This window comes from Microbacterium immunditiarum (assembly GCF_013409785.1).
In the GTDB taxonomy this organism is placed as follows: domain Bacteria; phylum Actinomycetota; class Actinomycetes; order Actinomycetales; family Microbacteriaceae; genus Microbacterium; species Microbacterium immunditiarum.
The window spans coordinates 794,027-815,105 of the sequence record NZ_JACCBV010000001.1 but is presented as its reverse complement, the minus strand read 5'-3'; the positions used below and the strand labels follow the sequence as shown (position 1 = coordinate 815,105).

Annotated in this window: 16 protein-coding genes; 6 read left to right on the top strand and 10 right to left on the bottom strand. The window is 72.8% G+C overall.

Annotated features, from left to right (window positions below; genetic code table 11):
• Positions 1 to 141: 141 nt before the first annotated feature.
• The 3 genes from BJ991_RS03590 to BJ991_RS03580 all read left to right on the top strand — a co-directional run bounded on the left by BJ991_RS03590 (position 142) and on the right by BJ991_RS03580 (position 5,239).
• The gene (locus BJ991_RS03590) at positions 142 to 1,671 is read left to right on the top strand and encodes an MFS transporter (protein ID WP_179487531.1); all 1,530 of its coding nucleotides are present in this window, start codon (positions 142 to 144) and stop codon (positions 1,669 to 1,671) included.
• A gap of 104 nt (positions 1,672 to 1,775) precedes the next feature.
• Entirely contained in the window at positions 1,776 to 3,563 is a 1,788-nt protein-coding gene (locus BJ991_RS03585; RefSeq protein WP_425487518.1) for an aldehyde dehydrogenase family protein, read from the top strand.
• Positions 3,560 to 5,239, top strand: coding sequence for a GMC family oxidoreductase (locus BJ991_RS03580; protein WP_179487529.1), 1,680 nt, complete (start codon positions 3,560 to 3,562; stop codon positions 5,237 to 5,239). The genes BJ991_RS03585 and BJ991_RS03580 overlap by 4 nt, the downstream gene beginning before the upstream one ends.
• Before the next feature lie 90 nt (positions 5,240 to 5,329).
• On the opposite strand, the gene pip is transcribed toward BJ991_RS03580, so the two are convergent.
• Together pip and ypfJ are read right to left on the bottom strand one after the other, a co-directional pair.
• Positions 5,330 to 6,304 carry a prolyl aminopeptidase gene (gene pip / locus BJ991_RS03575; protein WP_179487527.1) on the bottom strand — a complete coding sequence of 325 codons (975 nt, stop codon included), beginning with the start codon at positions 6,302 to 6,304 and terminating at the stop codon, positions 5,330 to 5,332.
• Positions 6,301 to 7,167, bottom strand: a complete 867-nt coding sequence (ypfJ, locus tag BJ991_RS03570) for a KPN_02809 family neutral zinc metallopeptidase (RefSeq protein ID WP_179487525.1) — start codon at positions 7,165 to 7,167, stop codon at positions 6,301 to 6,303. The genes pip and ypfJ overlap by 4 nt, the downstream gene beginning before the upstream one ends.
• 31 nt (positions 7,168 to 7,198) lie before the next feature.
• Here ypfJ and BJ991_RS03565 point away from each other — a divergent pair, with 31 nt between their 5' ends.
• The 3 genes from BJ991_RS03565 (at position 7,199) to BJ991_RS03555 (ending at position 10,507) form a co-directional block, all read left to right on the top strand.
• Entirely contained in the window at positions 7,199 to 8,194 is a 996-nt protein-coding gene (locus BJ991_RS03565; RefSeq protein ID WP_218852853.1) for a malate dehydrogenase, read from the top strand.
• Positions 8,191 to 9,942 carry a cation:proton antiporter gene (locus tag BJ991_RS03560; RefSeq protein ID WP_343048637.1) on the top strand — a complete coding sequence of 584 codons (1,752 nt, stop codon included), beginning with the start codon at positions 8,191 to 8,193 and terminating at the stop codon, positions 9,940 to 9,942. The genes BJ991_RS03565 and BJ991_RS03560 overlap by 4 nt, the downstream gene beginning before the upstream one ends.
• 67 nt (positions 9,943 to 10,009) lie before the next feature.
• Positions 10,010 to 10,507, top strand: a complete 498-nt coding sequence (locus BJ991_RS03555; RefSeq protein ID WP_179487523.1) for a recombinase family protein — start codon at positions 10,010 to 10,012, stop codon at positions 10,505 to 10,507.
• Between the two features lie 42 nt (positions 10,508 to 10,549).
• On the opposite strand, the gene BJ991_RS03550 is transcribed toward BJ991_RS03555, so the two are convergent.
• From BJ991_RS03550 to BJ991_RS03515, 8 genes are read right to left on the bottom strand one after another with little or no spacing between them, the layout of a single operon-like run.
• Positions 10,550 to 11,302: a hypothetical protein gene (locus BJ991_RS03550; protein ID WP_343048636.1), complete on the bottom strand. Its 753-nt coding sequence runs from the start codon at positions 11,300 to 11,302 to the stop codon at positions 10,550 to 10,552.
• Positions 11,299 to 12,957 carry a protein kinase domain-containing protein gene (locus BJ991_RS03545; protein WP_179487519.1) on the bottom strand — a complete coding sequence of 553 codons (1,659 nt, stop codon included), beginning with the start codon at positions 12,955 to 12,957 and terminating at the stop codon, positions 11,299 to 11,301. Before BJ991_RS03545 ends, BJ991_RS03550 begins: the two co-directional genes overlap by 4 nt.
• A complete protein-coding gene (locus tag BJ991_RS03540) occupies positions 12,954 to 14,171 on the bottom strand; it encodes an FHA domain-containing protein (protein ID WP_179487517.1) in 1,218 nt (405 codons plus the stop codon). The genes BJ991_RS03545 and BJ991_RS03540 overlap by 4 nt, the downstream gene beginning before the upstream one ends.
• Positions 14,171 to 15,010, bottom strand: a complete 840-nt coding sequence (locus tag BJ991_RS03535; protein ID WP_179487515.1) for a PP2C family protein-serine/threonine phosphatase — start codon at positions 15,008 to 15,010, stop codon at positions 14,171 to 14,173. Before BJ991_RS03535 ends, BJ991_RS03540 begins: the two co-directional genes overlap by 1 nt.
• Positions 15,007 to 16,248 (bottom strand): RDD family protein, encoded by a 1,242-nt coding sequence (locus tag BJ991_RS03530; protein ID WP_179487513.1) that lies wholly within the window; start codon positions 16,246 to 16,248, stop codon positions 15,007 to 15,009. Before BJ991_RS03530 ends, BJ991_RS03535 begins: the two co-directional genes overlap by 4 nt.
• Positions 16,245 to 18,743: a transglutaminase-like domain-containing protein gene (locus BJ991_RS03525; protein ID WP_179487511.1), complete on the bottom strand. Its 2,499-nt coding sequence runs from the start codon at positions 18,741 to 18,743 to the stop codon at positions 16,245 to 16,247. Before BJ991_RS03525 ends, BJ991_RS03530 begins: the two co-directional genes overlap by 4 nt.
• A complete protein-coding gene (locus BJ991_RS03520) occupies positions 18,740 to 20,059 on the bottom strand; it encodes a DUF58 domain-containing protein (protein WP_179487509.1) in 1,320 nt (439 codons plus the stop codon). Before BJ991_RS03520 ends, BJ991_RS03525 begins: the two co-directional genes overlap by 4 nt.
• Entirely contained in the window at positions 20,059 to 21,030 is a 972-nt protein-coding gene (locus tag BJ991_RS03515) for an AAA family ATPase (protein ID WP_179487507.1), read from the bottom strand. Before BJ991_RS03515 ends, BJ991_RS03520 begins: the two co-directional genes overlap by 1 nt.
• Positions 21,031 to 21,079: the final 49 nt, after the last annotated feature.

Here is a 21,079-nt window from a genome sequence, read left to right as displayed (position 1 = left end):
CGTGCGCCCGCCCCGGCTGAGTTCCGGCGGTAGGAGATGGTCCGGGGGTAGGACGCGTCCGGCGGGATCGGTCCTTCGCCCGGACCATCTCCTGCGCCCGATCCGCGCGAACCCGTCGCCGCGCCCGCTTACACTGGCGCGATGAGCAACGACGCTCGCCGCGCACCCGACGCGGCATCCGCAGCATCCGCGTCGCCCTCGGCCGACTCGACCGCGCCCCGCGACCGACTCTCCGCGGGGACCATCGCCCAATACGCCGTCGGCTCGATCGGCACGGGCGGGTTCGGCACGCTGCCGGGCCTCGTGCTGACGTACTACCTGACCGACAACCTCGGCGTCACCGCCCTCCTCGCGGGGGTGATCGTCACGGTGTCGAAGGTGTGGGACGTCATCATCGACCCCGTGATCGGGTCGCTGACCGACCGCGATCTCGCCCGCCGCGGCACGCGCCGGCGACTCATGCTCATCGGGGCGCTCACGCTGCCGGTGCTGTTCGCGCTGACGTTCGCGGTGCCCCCGTCGCTCGGCCCGGCGATCGGCGCGCTGTGGGTGCTCGTCGCGTTCGTGCTGACGGCGACCGCGTTCAGCCTGTTCCAGGTGCCGTACATCGCGCTCCCCGCGGAGCTCACCGACAGCTACGACGCCCGCACGCGCCTGCTCACGTGGCGCGTCGTGGTGCTCACGTTCGCGATCCTGCTGTTCGGCGCCGGCGGCCCCGTGCTCCGCGGCATCACGGGCGACCCCACGACCGGCTATCTCGTGATGGGCGTCGTCTCGGGTGTCGTCATCGGACTCGGCATGCTCGTCGCGACGGGCTCGGCCCGGCGGGCGGTCGTGCGGGATCGGCGGACGATCACGGATGCCGGCACCGCCGTCGCCGAGACCGCCGACGCCATCGGCGAAGCGGTCACGGGGGACTCCCTGCCCGACCCGGCCGACACCGGGACGATCACCGCCGTGCGCCCCGGCGAGGGAGGCGTGCGGGCGACGTTCCGGGCCGCGGCATCCGCCCTTCGCCGCAGCCAGCCGTTCCGCGCGCTCCTGACGACGTTCTTCCTGCAGGCCCTCGCGACCGGGCTCATGCTCGCGGGGGCGCAGTACCTCGCAACGTGGGTCATGCGGTCGGAGGACGCGGTCACGCTGCTGTTCGTCGCGCTCATCGCACCCGCACTGCTCGCGGCTCCCGCATGGGGCTGGGTCGCGGCGCGCATCGGAAAGGAGCGCGCGTTCGCGATCGCGAGCACCGTGTTCGCGATCGCCGCGCTTTCGACGCTCGCCGCCCTTTGGGCTCCGGGGGCGTGGCTGTACGGCGCGGTCGGTCTCGCGGGCATCGCGTATGCGGCGATGCAGTCGCTGCCGATGGCGATGCTCCCCGACGTGATCGCGAACGACGCCGCGACCCACGGGCACGGGCGCGCGGGCGCGTTCGGCGGCGTGTGGACCGCGGGCGAGACGACCGGATTCGGCCTCGGGGCGACGGTGCTGTCGGTCGTGCTCGCCGCGACCGGGTATGTCTCGAGCACCGCGACCGACTCGGTGACACAGCCGGATGCCGCGATCGCCGGCATCGTCGTGAGCTTCAGCGTCATCCCGGCGGCGCTCATCGCCGTGAGCCTCGTGAGCCTCGCCCGGTACCGCCTGCGGCGGGCCGACATCGATGGCACGGCATAGCGCGACAACCGGCCCTCGGCCCCTCGCCCTTTCCGGCGACTCGCCACGAAGCGCGCCCGCCTCGCCCACGTAGGCTTGACGACACCCACCCGAAGGAGAACCCGGTGCCCACGGCGAAGACGACGACGAAGCCGCCTCGTGGCGCGAAGGCCGCCCTGGCGGCATCCGACCCCGTCCTCGACCTCATCGAGGCGGACCTCGACGCGCTCGAGCGCGGCGCGACCGCGTGGGCGCACGTCACGCTCGACCAGCGCGCGCGGCTCATGAAGGCGCTGCACACGACTGTGTCGGCGGTCGCGGAGGAGTGGGCCGATACGGCGTCGACGTCGAAGGGGGTCGAGCCGGGGCATCCGCTTCGGGGCGAGGAGTGGCTCTCGGGGCCGTACGCCGTCCTCGTCGCGATCGACGCCTATCGCGCGACGCTCGAGAAGCTCGCGTCGGGTCTCAGCCCCCTCGACGGCATCAAGACGGATGCTGCGCCCGGCGGCCGCCTGCGCGCGCACGTCTTCCCGCAGAGCCCCGTCGACGGCCTGCTGCTGTCGGGCTACACGGGCGAGGTGTGGTTCGAGCCCGGTGTGACCGATGACGAGGCGCGGCGGGCCGCGGGCCTCGCGCAGCTGGAGCCGACGGCGTCCGGCGGCATCGGGCTCGTGCTCGGGGCCGGCAACGTCACGTCCATCCCCGTGCTCGACGTGCTCTACGAGCTGCTCGCGCACAATCGCGTCTCGATTCTCAAGATCAACCCGACCCAGAACGCGCTCCTGTCGGTGTTCCAGCGGGCGCTCGCCCCCCTCATCGAGCCGGGGTTCCTGCGGATCGTCACCGGCGGCCACGACGTCGGTGGGGCACTGACGGCGAACGCGCGCATCGCACACGTGCACGTCACGGGTGCCGCGGCGACCTTCGACGCGATCGTGTGGGGCCCTTCGACGGACTCAGGAACCGGGGGGACGGCGGAGCGGCGACGGCGCGAGAACCGGCCGCTGCTGAAGAAGCCGATCACGGCCGAGCTCGGCGGCGTGTCGCCGATCATCGTCGTCCCTGGACGCTGGACGAAGGCGGACCTTCGCTTCCAGGCGGAGCACATCGCGACGATGCGGCTGCAGAACAGCGGCCACAACTGCATCGCGGCGCAGGTCGTCATCCTGAGCTCCGACTGGCCGCAGCGCGAGGCGTTCCTCGGCGAGCTGCGCGCCGCGTACGACCGCGCGCCGGAGCGGCCCGTGTGGTACCCGCGCAGCGAGGAAAAGCTCGACGCCGCGGCATCCGCCCACCCGTCGGCCCGGTGGAACGCGTCGCGCACGCGCGTGATCGTCGAAGCGGATGCCGCGAGCGCCACCGACCTCGAGACGACCGAGTACTTCTCGCCGGTGCTCGGGGTCGTGTCGCTGCGGGGCAACGGGCAGGAGTTCCTCGACGCGGCGGTCGAGCACGCGAACGACAGACTCGTCGGCACGCTCGGCGCGAACGTGCTCATCGACCCGGCGACGATGGACGCGCTGGGCGACGGGTTCGAGCACGCGATCGCCGGCCTGCGCTACGGCACGGTCGCGATCAACGCGTGGACCGCGTTCGGGTTCCTCACGCCGACGTGCACGTGGGGCGCGTTCCCCGGATCGACCGCCGCCGACGTGCAGAGCGGTCTCGGCGTCGTGCACAACGCGCTGCTGCTCGATCGCGTCGAGCGTTCGGTCGTGCGGGGCCCGTTCCGTCCGTTCCCCCGCTCGGTGCCGGCGCTGCTGCGCCCCGGCACGTTCTCGGTGCTGCCGAAGCCGCCGTGGTTCGTGACCGCCCGGACGGGCGCGACCGTGAGCGAGGGCTTCACGCGGTTCCGCATGGACGGCAGCTGGGCGCGCCTCGCGGGCACCCTCGTGCAGGCGTTCCGCGCATGAGCCCGCGGCGCCGAGCGGCCCTCGCGGCGGCGGACTACATCGTGGTCGGTGCGGGCTCGGCCGGCGCCGCCCTCGCGGCGCGACTCAGCGAGGACCCGTCGGTCTCGGTTCTGCTGCTCGAAGCGGGCGGACCCGACAGAGCGCTCGAACTGCACGTGCCGGCCGCGTTCTCGAAGCTGTTCCGGGGTCCGTACGACTGGAACTACGACACGGTGCCGCAGCCGGCGCTCGAGGATCGCACGATCTACTGGCCGCGCGGCAAGACCCTCGGCGGATCGTCGTCGCTCAACGCGATGATGTGGATCCGCGGGTTCGCGGCAGACTACGACGAGTGGGCGGATGCCGCGGGCCCGACGTGGTCGTGGGACGCGCTCGTCCCCTACTTCCGTCGCGTCGAGCGCACGCAGGGCGCCGTCGATGCGACGCAGGGCACGAGCGGGGCGGTCTCGGTCGAGCGGCAGCGCCACCCGCGCCCGCACACGGCGGCATTCCTCGACGCGGCGCGAGAGCTGGGGCATCCGGTCACCGCCGCCAATCTGCCGTCCCGCCAGGGGTTCTCGCAGACGATGGTGACGCAGCGCCGCGGCGCTCGCGAGTCGACCGCGGACGCGTACCTCCGGCCGGCGAACAAGCGTCCGAATCTGCGCGTCGTGACGAACGCGCTCGTGCGGCGCGTGACCTTCTCGCGCCCGGGCGCCGCCTCACCGCCCGCTGAGCGAGCCCAGCGAGACGAAGCGCCCCGCGCCACCGGCGTCTACGTCGACGTCAGGGGCACGACGCGGCACGCCGTCGCCCGGCGCGAGGTCATCCTGTGCGGCGGTGCGATCAACACACCGCAGCTGCTCATGCTGAGCGGCATCGGGCCGTCCGAGCACCTCGCCGAGCACGGCATCCGCACGCTCGTCGACGCGCCGGAGGTCGGAGCCAACCTGCAGGACCACCTCGTGTCGGGACTCGCGCCCGCCGCGCACGGAGGGACGCTGTTCGGCGCCGAGAAGCCCGGGGAGCTGGGGCGTTACCTCGCGAACCGCCGCGGGATGCTCACGTCGAATGTCGCCGAGGCGTACGGGTTCGTACGCACCCCGGTCGCGGAGCGCGCCGGCGTGCCCGACGACCTGCCCGACATCGAGATCATCTTCGCCGCGGCGCCGTACGTCGGCGAGGGTCTCGTGCCGCTTCCCGCCGAGGGCGTCACGGTCGCGGCGATCCTGCTGCGCCCGCGCAGCCGCGGCACGATCCGCCTCGCGTCAGGCGACCCCACAGCGAAGGCCGTCATCGATCCGGGCTACCTCACCGACCCGGACGGCATCGACGAGCAGACGCTCCTCGCGGGCCTCGCCGAGTGCGAGCGGCTCATCGACACCGAGGCGCTCCGCGCCGTCACGACGGGCGGGTGGGTGCAGCCCGAGGGCGGAGAGAAGATGACCGCGGTCGAGCGCGCCGCGCTCTCGCTGCGCCGCTACTCTCACACGCTGTACCACCCGGTGGGCACGGCGCGGATGGGCACGGATGCCGCGGCTCCGGTCGACCCCGAACTCCGCGTGCGCGGCGTCGAGGGACTGCGCGTGGCGGATGCCTCGGTGATGCCGAAGGTCATCCGCGGGCACACGAACGCCCCGGCGATCGTGATCGGCGAGGTCGCAGCGGACCTCATCCGGGGTATCCGCCCGTCATGACGGAGGGGTTTGGGGCGCATTTCCGGCTCTTGGGGCGCACCTCGTGCGCCCCGATGGTGATGATCCGCCCCAAACGGCCCAGAACGCCGCTCAGGAGCTCTCCGCGAAGCGGTCGGTCGCGGCCCTGAGCGCACGCGCGATCCCGGGCTCGCTCGCGAGGTGCGAGGCATCCGGAACGATCGTCAACTCCGCCTCCGGCCACGCGCGATGCAGATCCCACGCCGTCATCGGCGGCGCGCACACGTCGTAGCGGCCCTGCACGATCGCGGCGGGCAGGTGCCGGATCGCGTCGACGCGCGCGATGAGCTGACCCTCCTCGAGCCAGCCGTTGTGCAGGAAGTAGTGGTTCTGAAGCCGCGCGAACGTGACGGCCGGCCGAGGCTGCGTGAGGCTCGCGACGACCTCGGGGTGCGGGAGCAGGCTGCTCATCGCGGTGCTCCAGCGCGTCCAGGCGATCGCAGCGGGCACGTGCACCGCCGGGTCGGCGTCGAACAGGCGCCGGTGGTACGCCTCGATCATGTGCGTGCGCTCGAGCACGGGGATGGGCGCGATGAACTCCTCCCACAGGTCGGGGTAGATCACCGCGGCGCCGCCCTCGTACAGCCACTCCATCTCGTGGCGGCGGAGCGTGAAGACGCCGCGCAGCACGAGCTCGCTCACCGAGTCGGGGTGCGCCTCGGCGTACGCGAGCGCGAGCGCGGCGCCCCACGAGCCGCCGAACAGCTGCCATGTCGCGATGCCGAGGTTGCGGCGCAGCAGCTCGAGGTCGGCGACGAGGTGCCACGTCGTGTTGTGGCGCAGGTCGACCTCGGGCTCGGCCGCCGACGGGGTGCTGCGCCCCGTGCCGCGCTGGTCGAGCTGGATGATGCGGTACCGGTCCTTGTCGAAGAACCGCCGGTACCACGGGCGCGACCCTGCCCCGGGACCCCCGTGCAGCACGATGACGGGCTTGCCGTCAGGATTGCCGCTCTGCTCCCAATGGACGCGCTGACCGTCGCCCACGATCAGCGAGCCTGTTTCGTAAGGTTTGATCGGCGGGTGGAGAATCCCGTCGAGTTCCGTCATAAGCTGCCCCCCGGCACCGTGAACGTATCACACGCCTCGACACCTCCCCGGTAGCCCGCGGCGAACCAGCGCTGACGCTGTTCGCTCGATCCGTGGGTCCAGCTCTCGGGGTTGACGAAGCCGCCGGACTGCTGCTGGATGTGGTCGTCGCCGACGGCGGATGCCGCGCCGAGCGCGTCCTGGAGCTGCTGCCCCGTCGGCTCGCGCATGAAGGGCACGCCGTTCTCATCGACCTGCTGGGTCATGTCCTGCACCCACGCGCCCGCGAAGCAGTCGGCCTGCAGCTCGATGCGCACGCCGTTGCTGTCGGGACCCGTGCCGTTGTTCGGGTGCGCGTTCATGATGCCCGCGATGCTCTGCACGTGATGCCCGTACTCGTGCGCGAGCACGTACAGCTGCGCGAGGGGGCCCGCGCTCGCGTCGAACCGGTCGCGCAGGAGCGCGAAGAAGGTCGGGTCGACGTAGACCGTCTCCTCCGGCGGGCAGTAGAAGGGACCGGTCTGGTTCGACGCCGTGCCGCACTGCGTGGATGTCGAGCCGTCGACGATGATGAGGCCGGGTGCACGGTAGCCCTGCACCTGGCCCTCCCAGTACTGATCGAGGTTCAGCGAGGCGGCGGCGAGGCGGCAGTCGTCGCGGGCGTTGGCATCCGCGCCCGTCTCGCACTGCTGGATCTCCGACTCCTGACCGCCCCCGACGGGCGCTGCTCCGCCGCCGAGCAGGCTCGAGAAGTCGCCGCCGGTGAACAGGCTCAGCAGCAGCACAGCGATGGCGCCGATCCCCCCGATGCCGCCGGCGGCGATGGCGCCGCCGCGGCGCCGGGCCCGGTTGCCGCCCACGCTCGCGTTGTCGTTGAACGTCATGGCGCCACGGTACCGGGCATAGGCTCTGCACATGGACCCCTTGACCGTGACGCTCACGGGTGCAGGAGGCCAGATCGGATACGCACTCCTCTTCCGCATCGCGGCGGGCGACATGCTCGGCGATCGGCCCGTGCGGCTCCGACTCCTCGAGATCCCGCAGGGCCTGCGCAGCGCCGAGGGCGCCGTGCTCGAACTGCAGGACTGCGCCTTCCCGCTGCTCGACGACGTCGAACTCACCGACGACCCCCGTGTCGCGTTCGACGGCTGCCAGGTCGCCCTGCTCGTCGGGGCGCGCCCCCGAGGCCCGGGCATGGAGCGGGCCGACCTGCTCGCGGCGAACGCCGGGATCTTCGGACCCCAGGGCGAAGCCCTGGGCGCCGTCGCCGCTGACGATGTGCGGATCGTCGTGGTGGGCAACCCCGCCAACACCAACGCGCTCGTGCTCGCGGCATCCGCCCCCGACATCCCGCGCGACCGGATCACCGCGCTCACGCGCCTCGACCACGACCGTGCGGTCGGGCAGCTCTCCGAGGCACTCGGGATGAGGGCGGGCGAGATCGACCGCGTCGCGGTGTGGGGGAACCACTCCGCGACGCAGTTCCCCGACGTGACCTACGCGACAGCTGCGGGGCGCCCGGTTCCCGAGCTGCTCGCGGAGCGATTCGGCGGCGCGGATGCGGCGACGCGCTGGCTCGACGACGAGTTCGTGCCGCGCGTGGCCAAGCGCGGGCAGGAGATCATCGACGTGCGAGGATCTTCGTCGGTGGCATCCGCCGCCAACGCGACCCTCCAGCACGTGCGTGACGAGCACTTCGGCACGGAGTGGACCTCGGCTGCCGTCGTCTCGCGCGGCGAGTACGGCGTCCCGGAGGGGCTCGTGTGCTCGTTCCCCGTCTCGTCGGACGGCTCGGGCTACCGCGTGATCGAGGGCCTTCCCCTCGACGAGCGCGCTCGCGAGCGCCTCGACCGGTCGGTGGCCGAGCTCATGACCGAACGCGATGCCGTGGCGGCGTGGGGGGTCGTGTGATCGAAGACCCCCTCGCCCTCGCCATCCTCGCCATCGTCGTCATCGCGGTCGCGACCGCCATCGCCCCCAAGGTCCGCATCGCCGGACCCCTCATCCTCGTGATGATCGGTCTCGTCGTGAGCCTGCTGCCCTTCGTGCCGGCCGTCCAGGTCGACCCCGAGTTCATCATCGTGGGCGTGCTGCCGCCCCTGCTCTACTCGGCGGCGGTCAACCTCCCCGCGATCGAGTTCCGCCGCGACTTCGGCCCGGTCGTGGGGCTGTCGGCGCTGCTGGTCGTGATGAGCGCCGTCGCGCTCGCGTTCTTCTTCCAGGCGGTGCTGCCCGACCTCGACTTCATGCTGGCGCTCGCGCTGGGGGCGATCCTCAGTCCGACCGACGCCGTCGCGACGTCGATCGTCAAGCGCCTGGGCATGTCGAGTCGCGTGGTGACGCTGCTCGAGGGCGAGAGCCTGCTCAACGATGCGACGTCCCTCGTGCTGCTGCGCACGGCGGTCGCGGCATCCGCTGTCGGCGCCTCGACCGTGGTGCAGGAGGTCGAGGAGGTCGCGCGACCCGGGTTCTTCGGCGCCTTCGTGTGGGGCGTGGTCGCGGCGCTCATCGTCGGCGGGATCATCGGATATGTCAACCTGCGCGTGCGCGCGCTCATCTCCAACCCCGCCGCCAACACCGCGATCGGGTTCGTCGTGCCGTTCGCGGCGTATCTTCCGACCGAGCACCTCGGCGGATCGGGCCTGGTCGCCGCGGTCGTCGCCGGCATCGTCACGGGCCAAGGATCCGCGCGGTGGTTCACGCCCGAGCAGCGCTTGTCCGACCGGGTCAACTGGCGCACGGTCGAACTCGTGCTCGAGGGCGCGGTCTTCCTCGTGATGGGCCTCGAGCTGAAGGAGATCGCGCGCGCGAACGGCGAGAGCGAAGAGGGCATCTGGCACGGCGTGTGGCTCGCCGCGGTCGCCCTCGCGATCGTGCTCGTCGTGCGCACCGCATACGTCGCGTTCATCGTGTGGCTGCAGGCGAGGCGCGCCCGCGTCCGGCAGCGCAGGCTCGACGAGTACACGAAGCGGCTGAACCACGTCGCGGCCGAGACGCCGCCGGCCTCCGCGCGCGGCCCGCGCAGCCCCGAGCACGTCGAGCGGCGCATGGACCTCCTGCGACGCCGCGTGCGCACCGCGCTCGCCGACATCGACTACTACAACGCGTCGCCGCTCGGGTGGAAGCACGGCACGGTCATCGTGTGGGCGGGCATGCGCGGAGTCGTGACGCTCGCCGCGGCGCAGACCCTTCCGCACGACACGCCTGAGCGCGCGCTGCTCGTGTTCGTGGCGTTCCTCGTCGCGGTCGGGAGCCTCATGCTGCAGGGTTTCACCCTTCCCGCACTGGTGCGGATGCTGCGCATCGACCCGCCCGACGAGTCCCTGGACCGCGCGCAGCAGAAGCGCCTCGACGACGAGCTGCGGGAGGCCGCGGCATCCGCCCTGTCGGAGACGACCCGCAGACGCGACGGCACCCCGTACCCGACCGAGCTCACGGACCGCGTCGGGAAGCGCCTCATCCGGCCGCCCGAAGACGAGGAGACCGGGCTGACGCGCGACCTCCTCGAGCTGCGGATCGCGATGATCGAGGCGATGCGCGCACGGCTCGTCGAGCTCAGCTCCGGCGGCGAGTTCAGCTCGCAGATCCTGCGTCACGCGCTCGCCGAGCTCGACGCCGATCAAGTGAGCCTCCAACTACGGCTCCGTGGGGAGGAGTGACCGGGGGCCTTATCTTTCGGACGACTTGCCGCGAGAGGGCACAATGGACGTCAGGGAAGGCGGCCATATGAGCGACATCGGCACACACGACCCCTCCGCGACGCTGCGGGCGGGCGCGAGCGGCGATGCCCCGGACGTGAGGGCCGACACGAGCCCACTGCACCTGCCGCACGAGGCGGCGGAGTGCCCCAAGTGCTTCACCGAGCTGCAGCGCGACCGCAACTGGTGGCAGGCCCGCCCCGCAGGCTCGCGGCTCGTCGGCCTCGTCGTCGCGCGCGAGGACATGCCGTCGGTCGTCGAGCAGCGCGAGCTGCTGACCCACTTCGGGGTGCCGATCGAGGGCTTCCGTCACCCGGCGCCCGAGACGCTCGAGACGTGGGAGGAGCGGCTCGTCCGCCTGTTCGGGCGCCTCAGCCGCGGGGACGTGCTCGTCGTCGCGAACGTGCACGCGCTCGGTCGCGACATCGACGAGGAGACGCGCACGGTCGCCGAGCTGCACCGCCGCGGCGTCGTCGTGAAGGTGCTGACGCACGGCGCGCGCCACCTGGCCGACAGCGGCCGCTGAGGCGGCGCACCCGCGAGGGCCGGCGTCAGCCGGCGCGTGCGTTCAGGCGTCCTCGTCGCCGTTCGCGTCGCGCTCCTCGTCGAGGAGCGGGAGGTCCTCGCGCGTCACGAGACGCGCGGCGATCGCATGCTCGACGAGTCGCACGCGGCGGTTCGTCGCGAAGGAGCGGACGCCGCCGCGGAGCCCGGGCACGCCGATGCGGTCGAGCTTGTCGCAGACGTTGTCGAGCTTGCGGTTGAAGCGCGTGAGCGTCCAGCCCAGTCGCTGGGCGGCCTGCGCCGACGTCGGCAGCTCGCTCATGCCTGTCCCCTCGCGCCGCAGCATAGGTTCGGCGAGCGCGAGGATCATGAGCTTCTGGCTCGCCGTGAGGGGCACCTCGCCGATCGTCGAGAGGCCGTCGGACTCGTCGTCGATCGTCTGCGTCTCGCGGAAGGTGGGCTCGGCCGCGTGGATCGTCAGCTCGTAGGTCGTCGGGCCCGCACTGAAGATCACGGTCGTCGCGGCGAACACGAGCGGAAGGCGCGCCCCCGGTGCGAGCCACGCCTGCACGCGACTGCCCGAGTCGGTCACGGTCGCCGACAGCCGGCTGCCGACGTTGGAGAGGATCCACAGCCCGCCGACCCGCTCGATCGTGAGGAACTGGCGGTGCAGGAACAGGTTGTCATCGATCGCGAGATCGCCCTCGCGCCCCACCGTGAAGGTCTGCGACGGCTCGACGTCGAAGATCTCGCCGGCGAACTCGACGGTCAGGCGGTCGGGCCGCGATTCGACCACGCGGGGCTCCACACCGCTCACGGCACGCATCCCTTCGCCGGATCGGACGACTGCCCGTTCGTGCGCACGACCATCACCTCGATGCACGTCGTGCCGGACGCATCGGCGGGCACGGTCACGGACGACTCGGTCACCGCCTCGAGCTCGGGGTCCTGGTCGGCGCGCGTCACGACCCCAACGAGGTACTTGTCGCCCTCCTGCGGGTCGGGGTTCGTCCACGTGAACTCGACGCCGTTCGCCGCCGGGGCACCCGCGAGGTCGGCGGGCGGTGCCACGACGGCCGAGACCGGGTCCTTGGGCGCCGAGGTCGCGGGTGGGGTAGGCGCGGCATCCGGCGTTCCGCCCAGCAGCGCCGGAAGCGACACCGCCAGCACGACCGCGACCACCACGACGGCTGCGGCGGCGACGAGGCCGATGACCAGGCCCTTGCGCGACGGCGCGGGCGGCTCGGGCCGTGGGACGGGCGCGGTGGTCGGCGCGCGCAGGACCGTCTCGTCGATCGCGTCGAACCGACCCTGCGCGGGGGTCGCGACACCCGGGATGGAGGACGGCACGGGCGGCGCGGCGGGACCGGATGCCGGCCGCAGGACCGTGTCGCCGACCGCAGCCGTCGCGTCGGCGCGCAGCACGGTGTCGTCGGGCGCCTCGACATCCGGCTCGACGTACGGCTCGCGCCGCGACGGCGCCGTGGTGGCAGACGGACGCGTGAGGCCGGCCGCGGGATTCGTCTCGGGGTGGATGCTGACGACGCCGCGCACGCGCGTGAGGCCGTCGTCCTCGTCCTCGACGATCTCGTCGGTCGCACCGTCGTCGAGGATGTCGATCGGCGTCACCGAGTGCGACAGCTCGATCTGCACCTTCTGCAGCGCGCGGGCGAAGGCGAGCGCATTCTCATAGCGGTCGGTCACCGACTTCGCCATCGCGCGCGCGAGCACCGCGTGCAGCGACGCGGGCACGTCGGCGCGGTCGAGCGGCGGCAGCGGCGCGGTCTCGATCCGCTCGATGAGCTCGGCCGCGGTGTTGCGGCGCCCCGCCTGTTCGAACGGCGAACGGCCCGCGAGCAGCGTATAGACGGTCGCGCCGAGCGCGTACACGTCGGAGCGCACCTCGCTGCGCGGCGAGTCGGCGAACGACTCGGGCGGAGACCACGGGATCGACAGTCCCGCCGACTCGGCGGCCGCGCTCGTCGTCGACGCGATGCCGAAGTCGGTCAGCGCCGGGCGGTTGTATTCCGTGACGAGGATGTTCGCGGGCTTGATGTCGCGGTGGAGGACGCCCGCGCGGTGCGCCGTCTCGACGGCGGCCGCGACCTGCACGCCCACTCGAAGCGACTCGGCGATCGAGAACGGCTCGCGACGGTAGCGCACCTGGAGGTTCGGCTTGGGGCAGTACTCCATGACGAGGTACGGCCGCCCGTCGCCGGCGACCCCCGCCTGGTAGATCGTGACGATCGCCGGATGCGTCGACAGCATCGCCATGACGTTCGCCTCGGCGGTGAACTCGGCGACCGACCCGCTCGACATGCGCTCGGTGAGGAGCACCTTGACGGCGACGCGACGCTTGGGCAGCTGCTGCTCGTACAGGTAGACGTCGGCGAAGCCACCCGACCCGAGCACGTCGACGTATGTGAAGCCGGGCAGGTCGGGAGGTGTCTGCGGCGTGCGCTTCGCGTTCACGAGATCCCCTCGACCGTGACCGTGACGCCGTCGCCGAGGTCGATGACGTCGCCGGGGACGACGACGGTCGGCTCACCCGGATGCAGCCGCACGGGGTCGCCGCCCTGGCGGACGAGCGTCGTGCCGTTCGTCGTGCGCAGGTCGGTCGCGACGATGCTGTCGCCCTCGACCCGCAGCTCGATGTGGCTGCGCGAGATGTCCTGCTGCGGGCTGTCGACCGCGACGAGGTGCGGCAGGTCGGTGCCGGTCACCCGCGTCGCGCGAGGCCGTCGTCCGATGACGACCGTGCGGTCGAGCAGCAGGGTCTGCCCTGTGGAAAGCCGGATGCGGCCCGGCGCGTTCGGCCGCGGGCCGGCGAGCGGCGGCGGCACGGAGTCCACGATCCCTGCGGTGCGCATCGCGCGGGCCTGCGCGACCGAGATCGTCTCGCCGTCGTGGTCGCCCGCCATCGCGTGGCCGGCCGGAGCGGATGCGGCTTCGCCGGGGCTCTCGCCCTCGTCGTGGACGGCCGCGTCGAGGGTCGAGCGGGCGACGGTCGCACCCCACAGCTCGTCGTATCCGGTGGTCGCTTCGGCGTCGCCTGCAGAATCGGCGGATGCAGGGACGATCGTCGACTCGGAAGGCAGCAGCGTCTCGACCATCGAGCCGTCGAGCGGGACGGCCGCGATGACGGGGGTCGGCGGGGCCTCGGCGCGAACGGTCTCGCCGGCATCCGCCGCCGGTTCGGCGACGGGAGCGGGGTCGCTCGGACGCGCCACCGGCTCGGCGACATCCGGCACCCACTCCACCGTCGACGCGAGCACGACTCCGTCGGCGATCGGGAGTCCGGGATCGCCCTCGCGCTCAACGGTCGCCGAGGCGCGGACGGTCACGCTGGTGACGCCCTCGAGCACGCGCTCGGTCCACGTCGTGACCCCGGCACCCGAGATCGTCTCTGGACCGGAGCCGGTCTCGACATCGAGAACGAGCGAGCCGCGCACCGCGACGCGCACCGAAGGACCCTCGGCGAGCGCGACCGCGAACGGCGGGAGCGCCGCGAGCGATGTGCCGAACGCGCCCGTCAGGGTCTCGAGCACGGCGGCGAACCCGCGGCCCTCGGCGACCTCGGTCCAGATGCGCACCGCGAGGACGGGCGGGGTGTCGGCCGACAGCGCGACCGCCCCGCGGCGGGTGACGGCGACCGGGATCCCGCCGGGTCGATAGTGCACCGACATCAGAAGCCTCCTCCTACGACCGCGCGCGGAAGCGTGTCGCCGTCGACGTGGTCGTCGGCGGGCTCTCCGGGCAGGGTGTCGTGTCCTGCGCGGCGCGCGCGCGAGCGCACACCGACGGCGTCGACGACGAGCGCCGTGATGTTGTCACGGCCGCCGCGCAGCATCGCCTCGTGCACGAGCCGCGTCGCGGCGGCCTGCGGGTCGCGCTCCGCGACGAGCACCGCGCGGATCGCGTCGCTGTCGAGCTCGCCCGACAGCCCGTCGGAGCACACGAGGATGCGATCGCCCTCCTCCGCCGGGATGAGCCAGTAGTCCGGCTCCGACTCGCTGCCCGCGCCGATCGCGCGCGTGATGACGTTTCGGCGGGCGTCGCGCGTCGCGGCAGCGGCGTCGAGCTCGCCGCTGTCGATGAGCTCCTGCACGATCGAGTGGTCGACGCTGATCTGCTCGAACTCGCCCTCGCTCAATCGGTACGTGCGCGAGTCGCCGAGGTTGATCGTGAGCCAGTAGCCCTCGCCGTCGATGTCGGCGATGACGACGCCGGTGAGCGTCGTGCCCGCGCCCGCGCCGCTGCCCGGCGGCAGCGCCTCGACGCGACGGCGGGCGGCCGCGAACGTCGCATGCACCTCGTCGACCGTGAGGCTTGCGCGCCCGGCGAGCTTCGAGAACTCGTCGACGACGGCCGCGCTCGCGATCTCGCCGGCCGAGTGCCCGCCCATGCCGTCCGCCACGAGGAACAGCGGCGACGACGCGATGAACGAGTCCTCGTTGACACGGCGGCGCAGGCCCGGGTCGGTCGCCGACCCGTGCACGACCGTCACCGGTGTCCCGCTCGTCATGGCCCGCTCACCGTCGCGCTGCGGTCGCCGAACTCGAGACGGTCGCCGGGGCGCACGCTCGTCTGCCGACCGGGAAGAAGCGGATGCCGCATGCCGTCGCGCACGAGGATCGTGCCGTTCGTCGAGTGGCGGTCCACGATCCACGCGCCCGAGTCGTCGCATCCGATCTCGAAGTGCGTCTTCGACAGCGACAGCGTCTCGTCGCGCACGGCGACGCTCACCGCGCCCTCTTCGGCGGCGGGGTTGCGGCCGTACAGCGTGCGCCCGTACACGGCCATGCGGCCGCCGTCGTCCCACGTGAGCACCGCGATCGCCCGGGCGTCGGGGTCGAGCGCAGCACGCCCGGCCGCGGCGACCGACCGCGACGGGGCGACGAGTGTCGAGTCGAGGTCGTCGTCGACGACGGACGAGACGGATGTCCCACCCCACGCCGGACGGTCCCCGGTGATCCCGGGGACATGCGCGATCATGCCGGTCGACGGCACGACGACCGCGGGCGCGGCCTGCGCCGACGGCAGCGGCGGGCGCGGCGGAATGGCCGCTCCCGCGTAGGCCGGAGCCGTCGCGGGCGCCGCTGCGGCACCAGTGAGGACCGGTCCGGTCGGGGCCGAGACCGACGGGGTTCCCGGCGCGCCGAAGGCGGGGGGCCGGCCGGCGCCGGTGAATCCGCCCGCGGGCGTGGCCAGAGCGCCGGCGGGCTGCGGAAGGTGCGGGTGGGGGACCCGGTCGGCAGGTGCGGGCGCCGGCGCCGCGGCGGGGGCCTCGGCGGCGGTGCGGTCGACGACAAGGGCGGATGCGACCTTGTCGTGCCACCCCTGGCGCCGGCCGCTCGAGTCGAAGAGCGGCGAGAAGTACCCGACGACGATCGAGCCGGCGAGGCCGAAGACGATGTTGCGCAGGAGCGCGCGCCAGAAGCCGATGGGACCGCCGGTTGCGGCATCCGCCAGCCTGATTCCGACCATGCGCTGGCCGATCGATCCGCGCACGCCCTGCATCGCCGTGTACACGAGCGCCCACGCGAGCGAGGCGAACCCGAGGCCGGTGTACATGAGGAGGATCGCCAGCGCGAGCGAGCTCTGCGTCCAGGCGGGACCGACCGCGAAGATGATCGCGGCGCACACGCCGATGAACACGAGCGCGATGCCGCACGCGATCGCGACGTCGATCACATAGGCGCCGACGCGGCGCCCGATCGTGGCGGGCACTGCGGCGGTGGCTGCGGGGGGCGGGTTGGTCATGCGGTCTCCGCGGGTTCGGAAGGCGTGCGGGGTTCGGCGGCGGTGCGGGACCGGCGCGACGACGGGGGAACGGACGAGCGCGCGGAGGCGAACGGCAGGGCGAGGGCGAAGCGCGTGCCGGCCAGCAGCGAGCGCAGCGACAGGCGCGCACGCACACGACGCCAGAACGTCGCACGGCTGCCCATCGTGCCCACGATCTCCTCGACCTGACTCCAGAACTCGTCGACGTCCTGCTGCGTGGGCTCGGACGGGCCGAACACCTGCGCGTCGGCCCGGACGGCGAGAGTCGTCACGGCCGGCTCCTCGAGCGCGGTCCGGACGGTCTGCGCGTCCTCCTGGCGCGTGGCGCCGACGCGGACCGGAGTCCCGTAGTCGACGGCGCGATCGACGAGCTCGTCCCAGCCGCCGCTGATGCGGTCGGCCGCGCGCTCGGCGTTGCGGCGCTTGCGGCGGCGCGCCGACTTGAGAACGCCGATCACGATGAACGGCGACGCGAGCAGCGCGAGCACGCCGAGGCTCGCGGCCGTGATCGACACGATCGCCCAGATCACGGCGCCGATGCTGTCGTCGCCATCCTCAGGCTCGCGCTCGTCGGGGATCGACGGGGGCAGGTCGACGGGCTCCTGCTGCGGCGGCGGGGGCTGGAGCACCTGCGGCTTCGGGTCGGCGCGCGGCTTGGTCTGCTGGTCGCTCGGCACCTGGTCCTCGGGCGGCGTCGGGTCGAACGGCACCCACCCGGCGCCGTCGAACGCGACCTCGACCCACGCGTGCACGCTCTCGCCGTTCGCCTCGAACACGGGCTCGTCGGCGCGGTCCTCGTCGGGGTAGAACCCGAGGACGACGCGTGCCGGGATGCCGAGCTCGCGCGCGAGCAGCGCCATCGCGACGGCGTACTGCTCGTCGTCGCCGACCATCTGCTCCGAGCCGAGCAGCGTCGTGATCCGCTCAGCGCCGTGCCCGGCGCGGGAGAGCGGCTGGCCCTCGAGCCCGTGGCTGAAGAAGCCCTCGGTCGACAGCGTCTCCTGCAGCGCGCGGACCTGCTCGATCGGCGATGACGCGTCGGCCGCGGCATCCGATGCGATCTCGGCGAACTCCTTCGGGACGCCCTTCTGCTTCGGAAGCCGCACGGGAGCGAAGCTCACGCCCTCGAGCGCCCTGTCGCTCGGCACCGACGGCACGACGACGTCGAGGTCGTACGCGTCGCCCTCCTGCAGGCGGGCCGTCACGACAGCCGTTTGGGTCGCGGCGTTGTAGTGGGCCGAGCGGCGCAGGTCGTCCGCGCGGTCGCCGTCGAACCGCACGGATGCCATGGATCCGACCTCGGGCATCCACACGCCGTCCAGCTCGCCGATCTCGACGCGCACCGACGCCTCGACGCCCTCGACGGTCGGCGACATCGTGTCGCGCATCGGCACGAACGCGCTCGACGAGCCGGCGCCCTCATCCGAGACGTTGTAGACCGTGCCCGAGTAGGCGTCCATCGTGGCCAGGCGCACGCGCGCCCCCTGCGGCAGGCCCGTCACGGTGAAGAGCGTGCCGTCGGCGTGGTCGCGCACGAGCGAGCGGAAGGACTGCAGCGGGCTCGGGTACTCCCGGACGTCGAACGGCGGGATGACGATGTCGCGAAGCACGTACCGCGGGGCGGCCGGTGCGGCGAACCCGCTCGTGACGACGCCCGCGACGACCGCGATCGCGATCATGCCCGACCCGAGCAGCGCGCGACGGGCCGAACCGCTCTTCGCGGCATCCGCACCCCCGCCCGCGCTCCCGAGCGACACCGCGGCGGCCGACGGCGCCCACGCCTCGCGGAGCGCGAGCCACGCGACGGCGACGACCGCGAAGACGATGCCCTCGACGACCGGGATCGCAGGCTGCGACGTGCCGAGCGCGATCTGCGTGGCGAGGTACGCGGCGGCGGGGAGCAGCGCCCACGCGGCGTGGCGCAGGCGGAGTCCGAAGCCGGCTGTGAGCGTCGCGGCGACGAGCGACAGCATGAACGGGACGATGAGGAACTGCTCGGATGCCGGGACCGGCGCGACGGTCGTGAGCAGCTGCTTCCACGACGTGACGATCCCCGTGCCGAGCTGGATCCACGACTCGAGCGTCGGGATCACCCCGGCGATCGTCGTGTGCGGGACGGCGAGCGCGGGACCGAGCAGGAAGTATGCGAGCACGACGAGGCCCGCCTGCTCGAGCATGCCCCAGCGCAGGCGCGCGGCGAGCGCGGCGATGCCGAGGCCCACGAGCGCTCCACCCACGGCCGCGGGAAGGTACGCCGGTCCGCCGAAGGTGGGCCAGAACCCGGCGATCGGCACCGCGATGAGCAGCGCGGCGGCGGTGAGGTCGAGCACCCAGCGGCGCGTGGTCGTCGTCGCGGTCGCGCGACGCTCGGCCGTGCGGCGGGCGCGCTGCTCGCGCCGCCGCGCGGCCTCGGCGCGGGCCTCCTCGCGCTTGGCCCGCTCGACGACGGGAGTCGCTCCACTCGGCGCGCTCATGCGAGCACTTTCCGGAGCGCGGCCGGGAGCTGCTCCAACTCGCCGATCGTGACGACGTCGGCCTCGCCGACGCGGCGCAGCGACGGAGTTGCTCCCGTGTGGGCGACGATCGCGAGCACGCGCGCCCCGAACGGAACCCGGCCGCACGCGGCACGCAGCTTCGCGGGGTTCACGCCCGAGCCGCACACGAGCACGACGATGCTCGCGAGCTCGACCGTCGACACGAGCGCAGTCGTGAGGTCGAGGATGTCGCCGTCGCGCGGCTTCGACGGCTCGAGGGCCGACAGCGCGTCGAGCAGGCGCTTGCCCGTCGTGGCGGGCACCGAGCGACCCTGGACCCGCAGGTCGACGCGGCGCGAGTCACGCACGGCACGGAGCCCGAGGGAGCCCGCGGCCGAGATCGCGAGCTCGAACTCGTCGGTGTCGCGATAGTCGGACGGGTTGCACGACAGGCCGATGACGAAGTGGGACCGTCGCGTCTCCTCGTACTGACGCACCATGACGTCCCCGGTACGGGCAGACGAGCGCCAGTGCACATGCCGCAGGTCGTCGCCCGGCTGGTACTCGCGCAGCGCGTGGAACGACACGTCGTCGCGTGACAGGTCGCGCGCGGTGAGCCCCTCGAGGTCGCGCACGAAACCGAGCGACTGCCCGTCGAAGCGCACGGTGCGCGGGTGCACGTACAGGTCGACCGGCTCGTCGCGACGGTGGACGCGTTCGAACAGGCCGAGCGGATCGCCGCGCACGACGCTCACCGGGCCGACCGGCAGCACCGTGCGACGCGACGTCGGGATCGCGAAGAGCTCCTCGATCGACTCGCCCGCAGCGAGGCGCCCCACGTCGAACACGCCTCGGCCCGCGCCGACGGGGAGCACGACGCGGGATGGCAGGATCGCCCGCCCGCCGGGGTTCGAGAGCGTGAGCGCACCGACCGCGCGCTCGCCGACGATGACGTGCGTGCGGTTGAGGTCGAGCGAGACGTCGTAGGCGGTGCGTCCGATGAGGAACAGCGCGCACAGCGCGAGCGCGGACGTGATGACGACCGCCGCCACGGTGAGCTCCCACCAGCCGAGGACGCTGCCCGCGATCCACAGGGCGATGGCCGCGACGATGAGCACCCACGCGATCGGGCGGATGACGCCCGCGACCGCCCGCACATGGCGCAGCGCAGCCGCGGCCGCGGGAGCCGCGGCATCCGCCCACCGTTGCCTGCGCTCCCCCGCAGGCGCGCCCACGCCGCCCTCGCGCACCGCTGACGCGCTGCGGGAGGACTCGTTCTGCGTGGGGTCGGCCGACGCGAGGGTCGCGGAGGTCATCAGGCGGCGGCCCTCGCCTGCGGTGCGGCGACGCTCTCGAGCGTGCGGGCGATGACGGCCTCGGCGGTCGTGCCGGAGAATTCCGCCTCGGGGTCGAGCACGATGCGGTGCGTCCACACCGGGCGCACGAGCGCCTTGATGTCGTCGGGCGTCACGAAGTGGCGGCCCTGCGCGGCGGCCCACACCTTCGCGATGCGGATGAGCGCGAGCGAGCCGCGCACCGAGACGCCGAGGTTCACCGAGGCATCCGCACGCGTCGCCTCGGCCAGCTGCGCCGTGTAGCGCAGCACCGCGGGCTCGACGTGCACGGTCGCGGCCAGATCGGCCATGTCGGCGACGGCTCCCGTCGTGATGATCGCGGGGAGGTGGGCCGACGGGTTGCGGTCGGCGGCGCCCGCGAGGATGCGCTCGGCGACGGCGAGGTCGGGGTAGCCGATGCTCGTCTTCACGAGGAACCGGTCGAGCTGCGCCTCGGGGAGCTTGTACGTGCCGGCCTGCTCGATGGGGTTCTGCGTCGCGATGACGAGGAACGGACGGCCGACCTCGTGCGGCACGCCGTCGACGGTGACGCGCGACTCCTCCATGACCTCCAGGAGCGCCGACTGCGTCTTCGGCGATGCGCGGTTGATCTCGTCGGCGAGCACGATCGACGCGAAGACCGGGCCGCGGTGGAACTCGAAGCGGTGCGCCTGCTGGTCGTAGATGGTGACGCCCGTGACATCCGACGGCAGCAGGTCGGGCGTGAACTGGATGCGCGAGCTCGTGCCCTGCACGGTCGCGGCGAGTGCTTTCGCGAGGCTGGTCTTGCCCGTGCCGGGGGCGTCCTCGAGCAGCACGTGTCCCTCGGCGAGCATCGCCGCGAGCACGAGGCCGACGACCTCGCGCTTGCCCATGAGGGCGCGGTCGACGTTGTCGACGAGGCGCGTGAACGTCCCCTCGAACCAGGAGGCCTGCTCCGGTGTCATCGTCATGGTGATCTCTCTCGTGTCGCTGTGTGTGTCTTCGTCGGTATGCGGTGCC

Excerpts from the sequence above, each read along its gene's own strand:
- BJ991_RS03520 (WP_179487509.1), bottom strand. The coding sequence starts at position 20,059 with ATGACCTCCGCGACCCTCGCGTCGGCCGACCCCACGCAGAACGAGTCC.
- BJ991_RS03535 (WP_179487515.1), bottom strand. The coding sequence starts at position 15,010 with ATGACGAGCGGGACACCGGTGACGGTCGTGCACGGGTCGGCGACCGAC.
- BJ991_RS03525 (WP_179487511.1), bottom strand. The coding sequence starts at position 18,743 with ATGAGCGCGCCGAGTGGAGCGACTCCCGTCGTCGAGCGGGCCAAGCGC.
- BJ991_RS03580 (WP_179487529.1), top strand. The coding sequence starts at position 3,560 with ATGAGCCCGCGGCGCCGAGCGGCCCTCGCGGCGGCGGACTACATCGTG.
- pip (WP_179487527.1), bottom strand. The coding sequence starts at position 6,304 with ATGACGGAACTCGACGGGATTCTCCACCCGCCGATCAAACCTTACGAA.
- BJ991_RS03590 (WP_179487531.1), top strand. The coding sequence starts at position 142 with ATGAGCAACGACGCTCGCCGCGCACCCGACGCGGCATCCGCAGCATCC.
- ypfJ (WP_179487525.1), bottom strand. The coding sequence starts at position 7,167 with ATGACGTTCAACGACAACGCGAGCGTGGGCGGCAACCGGGCCCGGCGC.
- BJ991_RS03540 (WP_179487517.1), bottom strand. The coding sequence starts at position 14,171 with ATGTCGGTGCACTATCGACCCGGCGGGATCCCGGTCGCCGTCACCCGC.
- BJ991_RS03565 (WP_218852853.1), top strand. The coding sequence starts at position 7,199 with ATGGACCCCTTGACCGTGACGCTCACGGGTGCAGGAGGCCAGATCGGA.
- BJ991_RS03515 (WP_179487507.1), bottom strand. The coding sequence starts at position 21,030 with ATGACGATGACACCGGAGCAGGCCTCCTGGTTCGAGGGGACGTTCACG.
- BJ991_RS03555 (WP_179487523.1), top strand. The coding sequence starts at position 10,010 with ATGAGCGACATCGGCACACACGACCCCTCCGCGACGCTGCGGGCGGGC.
- BJ991_RS03530 (WP_179487513.1), bottom strand. The coding sequence starts at position 16,248 with ATGACCAACCCGCCCCCCGCAGCCACCGCCGCAGTGCCCGCCACGATC.